This is a genomic window from Limnohabitans sp., from assembly GCF_040401495.1.
Taxonomy (GTDB): Bacteria; Pseudomonadota; Gammaproteobacteria; order Burkholderiales; family Burkholderiaceae_C; genus Limnohabitans.
Map to the genome: position 1 here is coordinate 1 of NZ_JBBAOI010000043.1, position 4,216 is coordinate 4,216.

A 4,216-nucleotide genomic window follows, 5' to 3' on the forward strand; every position below is an offset into this window, starting at 1 on the left:
GATAGCCAAACAAAAGGCCGAAGGCAAGCCCGTAGAACGTATGCGTTCGCCTGGCACTAAGGGCGCACCCACAGCTGCAGCATTTAAACAATCCGCTAAGACAGCTAAAAAATGACAGAAGAAGTTAAGCGCCCCGTAGGCCGCCCAAGCCAATATGATCCCGCTTACTGCGAAAGGATTATTGAGCTGGGCAGACTAGGCAAATCTATAGAACAAATTGCTGCACAAATCGGGGTGGGCACAAAGACAATGTATAACTGGAGAGATGAATTTCCAGAATTTTTACGCGCCTTGGAGCTAGCTAAAGAGTTAGAGCTTGATTGGTGGGAAAACATAGCCCAAAACATGATGGTCGAGAACAAAGACGGATCAAAGCTAAACAGCGCGATCTGGTCCAGATCAATGGCTGCACGATTTCCCAAGAAGTATCGGGAAAGCACCAAAACAGAGATCACGGGCGAGAACGGCGCACCGCTACTCCAGGGAATCCAGGTCACATTTGTAAAGCCGAATGAATGACATAGTCAACCAGGCGATAGCTAAAGCGGAATTCCCAATTAAGCTCAAGGGCTTGTTTGAGAAAAGCCGCTACAAAGTCGCATACGGTGGACGGGGTGGAGCAAAGAGCTGGGGCATAGCCAGGGCGCTACTGATCAAAGGCGCTAAAGACCCGATGCGAATCCTTTGCGCCAGGGAATTCCAAACATCTATCAAAGACAGCGTCCACAAGCTGCTATGCGACCAGATAGAAGCGCTTGGGCTGCTGGGGTTTTATGAGATAACCCAAAACAGCATCCGCGGCAAGAACGGAACAGAGTTTGCCTTTGTCGGCCTACGCAACAACGTGGCAAACATAAAAAGTTATGAAGGTGTGGATGTGGTTTGGGTGGAAGAAGCCCAGACAACCAGCCGCTTATCCTGGAACATCCTAATCCCAACCATCCGCAAACAGGGCAGCGAGATATGGATTAGCTTTAACCCAGAGCTGGAGACAGACGAAACTTACCAGCGGTTTGTGCTAAAGCCGCCCGCGGATTGCATCCAGATCAAAATTAACTGGAGCGATAACCCCTGGTTTCCAGATACATTGATGCTGGAAAAGGACGCATTGAAAGAGCGCGACCTAGAAGCATACAACCAGGTATGGGAAGGGCTATGCCGCCAATCAGTCGATGGGGCGATCTTTGCCAAGGAGCTGCAGCAAGCGGAACTGGACGGGCGGTTGTGCAAAGTACCGTATGACGCAACCAAACCAGTTCATGCCGTGTTTGACCTGGGATGGGCAGATAGCACCGCCATTTGGTTTTTGCAGTTCGTGGGCATGGAAACCAGGCTAATCCGCTACATCGAAGACAGCCAGAAGACCATTAGCCATTACCTGGCGACCATGCAAACGTTTGGTTATGTGTACGACAAGGTATGGCTGCCACACGATGCGGAGAATAAAACCCTGGCTGCAGCTGGTCGGTCCATTGATGACATAGTGCGGGCAGCTGGATACAAAACCCAGATATTGCCCCGTGTGCCGATCCTGGACTCAATCAACGCTGCCAGGACCATATTCCCCAGCTGCTACTTCGACCGCGATAATGCTGCCGAAGGGATCGATTGCCTACGCCATTACAGATATGAAGTCGATCCAGTATCGGGCCAGTTCAGTCGAACCCCGTTGCATGATCACTACTCGCACGGGGCGGACGCATTCCGCTACATTGCGCTAATGATTAAAGAACCAGCACCGAAAAAGGCCAAGGCCCAGGTTGCAATGGTCGCTGGTTGGATGGGATAATAAATTAAAGAGGTACACCAATGGCACGAACAAACGAAGCTAAAGACGAGCGTATACAGAAGGCAATAGACTTTTGGCATTTAAGTAACGATGCGGACTCTGCAAACCGCGCCGAAGCTTTGCAAGATATTAAGTTTGCAGCTGGTGACCAATGGCCCGTGGAGATACAGAACTCGCGCAACGTGGAAGCCCGCCCTTGTTTGACGATTAACAAGATCGATGCCTACATCCGCCAGGTGACAAACCAGCAGCGTATGCAGCGCCCCAGGATCAAAGTGCAGCCAGTAAACAACCTGGCAGATTACAAAATCGCCCAGGTGATCGAAGGCATGACCAGGCACATTGAAGTCAATTCAAACGCTGATACGGCCTACGATACGGCCTTCGACTATGCCGTGCGGATGGGCTGGGGTTACTGGCGCATTAATACCCGCTACGTTAGCGAAGATTCGTTCGATCAAGAAATCTACATCGACACAATCGACAATCCGTTTACCGTTTACTTTGACCCTAACTCCGTGCTGCCTGACGGATCGGACGCTGAAAAGTGCCTGATCACGACCGTAATGGATAAGAAGGTGTTTCGTGAATATTACCCAGACGCAGACGATGGCGCTAACTTCACCCAACGATCAACGGGTGATGACACCGCCAGCTGGATCACCAAGGAAGACATTCGCATAGCTGAATACTTTTATGTAGAACGCGAACGCGCCAAGCTTTACCAATTAAGCGATAACACGGTCCACTTTGCCGATTCTGCTAACTTCTTCGAAAAGGTCGAAGCAATGGGCTTGTCCGTGGTGGATGAGCGCGACACATTCCGCAAGGCTGTTAAATGGTGCAAGATGACCGCCCTGGAAATCTTGGAAGAGAAAACCTGGGCTGGCAAATATATTCCCGTTGTTCCGTGCTATGGCGCACAAGTAATCGTGGACGATCGCCGCAAGCGCTACGGCCTGGTACGGTTTGCAAAAGACCCTCAGCGGATGTATAACTTCTGGCGCACCAGCATGACTGAATCGGTTGCGCTAGCTCCAAAGGCGAAATGGTTGCTGGCAGAAGGCCAGGACGAAGGCCACGAAAACGAATGGGCATTGGCTAACATCAAATCCAGCCCTGTCCTACGCTACAAGCAAAAAGATATTGAAGGCGTGGCAGCGCCCATTCCGCAAAGACTGCAGCCAGAAGCACCGCCCGCTGGCATTATGGAAGCAGCTGGAGCTATATCCGCCGACTTGCAAATGGTCCTGGGCATACTTGATCCGAACCAGCTGCCATCGGGCAACATTTCGGGCAAGGCATTGGCTGGGCAGCAAAGCCAGGTTGACTTATCGAATTTCCACTTCTACGACAACATGACCAGGTCGATCCGTCATACGGGCAAAATCATCCTGGATTTAATCCCGTACATCTACGACACAAACCGCGTAATGCGGATCATTGGATCGGACGGTCAACCTGACATGACCACGATTAACGAGAAAACCGAAGTGGGCAAGGTGCTAAATGATGTGACAGTCGGCGAATACGACGTAGTAATGGATACTGGACCAGGATTCCAGACTAAGCGCCAGCAAGCAGTCGAAGCCATGATGCCGCTGCTAACGGGTAACGAGCAATTGTTTAATATCGCTGGCGACCTGGTATTTAGGAATATGGACTTCCCAGGTGCGGACGTAATTGCGGACCGCCTGGCATCCATGAACCCAATGGCCCAGGTAGACAAACAATCCGACATTCCGCCCCAGGTCCAAATGGAATTGGCAAACAACAAAAAGCAAATGCAAGAGATGCAGCAGCAGCTCCAGGCCGCACAGCTTGAAATCAACAACCGCGGACAAGTGGCGCAGATACGCGAAGAAGGCGCAACCAAGCGCAAGCTTATGGACGTTACCGCTAGGGCGCACAACACCGAAACAATGGCGGAAGTCAGAGTTAACGACCAAAACACCCGTTCACTTACAAGCCAGAATAAAACGGAAATCGAAGCGATTGTGGAATTGTTGTTGCACAACATGGACACAAACCGCCTTATGCAAGAAATTGAAAAGCGCAACGCAGAACAAGCCCAATATGCAACCATTGCAGCAGCGGACATTGGGCACGAAGCTAACCCGTTTACGCAGCAAGAACAAATGCAGCCAATGGAACAACAACCTATGCAATAAGCTTGACGAATGAATAATCTTGTGGTATAAACCCACAACCCTTACCCGTGGGGTTCACGGGGCAAATTCTTTGAGAAAACTCAATGTCAGAAGTAGCAGAACGACTTGCAGCCAATGTGGTTACAAGTGAAAATTTAGCGGAATTTAACGCCAAACGAATGGGTTTAGCTGATCCATTACCTTCAGAAGCCGCGGCTGCCGTAGAGGAAACTCCAGCAGAACCGACCGAAGAGGTAAGCCAGAGTGAACCAAGTGG

General features: G+C 50.6%; 3 protein-coding genes. All 3 read left to right on the top strand.

Going from position 1 to position 4,216, the window contains the following annotated elements:
- Positions 1 to 111 precede the first annotated feature (111 nt).
- From AC9UEO_RS13370 to AC9UEO_RS13380, 3 genes are read left to right on the top strand one after another with little or no spacing between them, the layout of a single operon-like run.
- Entirely contained in the window at positions 112 to 519 is a 408-nt protein-coding gene (locus AC9UEO_RS13370; RefSeq protein ID WP_509534488.1) for a hypothetical protein, read from the top strand.
- Positions 512 to 1,789 carry a PBSX family phage terminase large subunit gene (locus tag AC9UEO_RS13375; protein WP_509534491.1) on the top strand — a complete coding sequence of 426 codons (1,278 nt, stop codon included), beginning with the start codon at positions 512 to 514 and terminating at the stop codon, positions 1,787 to 1,789. The genes AC9UEO_RS13370 and AC9UEO_RS13375 overlap by 8 nt, the downstream gene beginning before the upstream one ends.
- A 20-nt stretch (positions 1,790 to 1,809) precedes the next feature.
- A complete protein-coding gene (locus AC9UEO_RS13380; RefSeq protein WP_509534493.1) occupies positions 1,810 to 3,960 on the top strand; it encodes a portal protein in 2,151 nt (716 codons plus the stop codon).
- Positions 3,961 to 4,216: the final 256 nt, after the last annotated feature.

Coding starts and splice junctions, on each gene's coding strand:
- AC9UEO_RS13370 (WP_509534488.1), top strand. CDS start 112: ATGACAGAAGAAGTTAAGCGCCCCGTAGGCCGCCCAAGCCAATATGAT.
- AC9UEO_RS13375 (WP_509534491.1), top strand. CDS start 512: ATGAATGACATAGTCAACCAGGCGATAGCTAAAGCGGAATTCCCAATT.
- AC9UEO_RS13380 (WP_509534493.1), top strand. CDS start 1,810: ATGGCACGAACAAACGAAGCTAAAGACGAGCGTATACAGAAGGCAATA.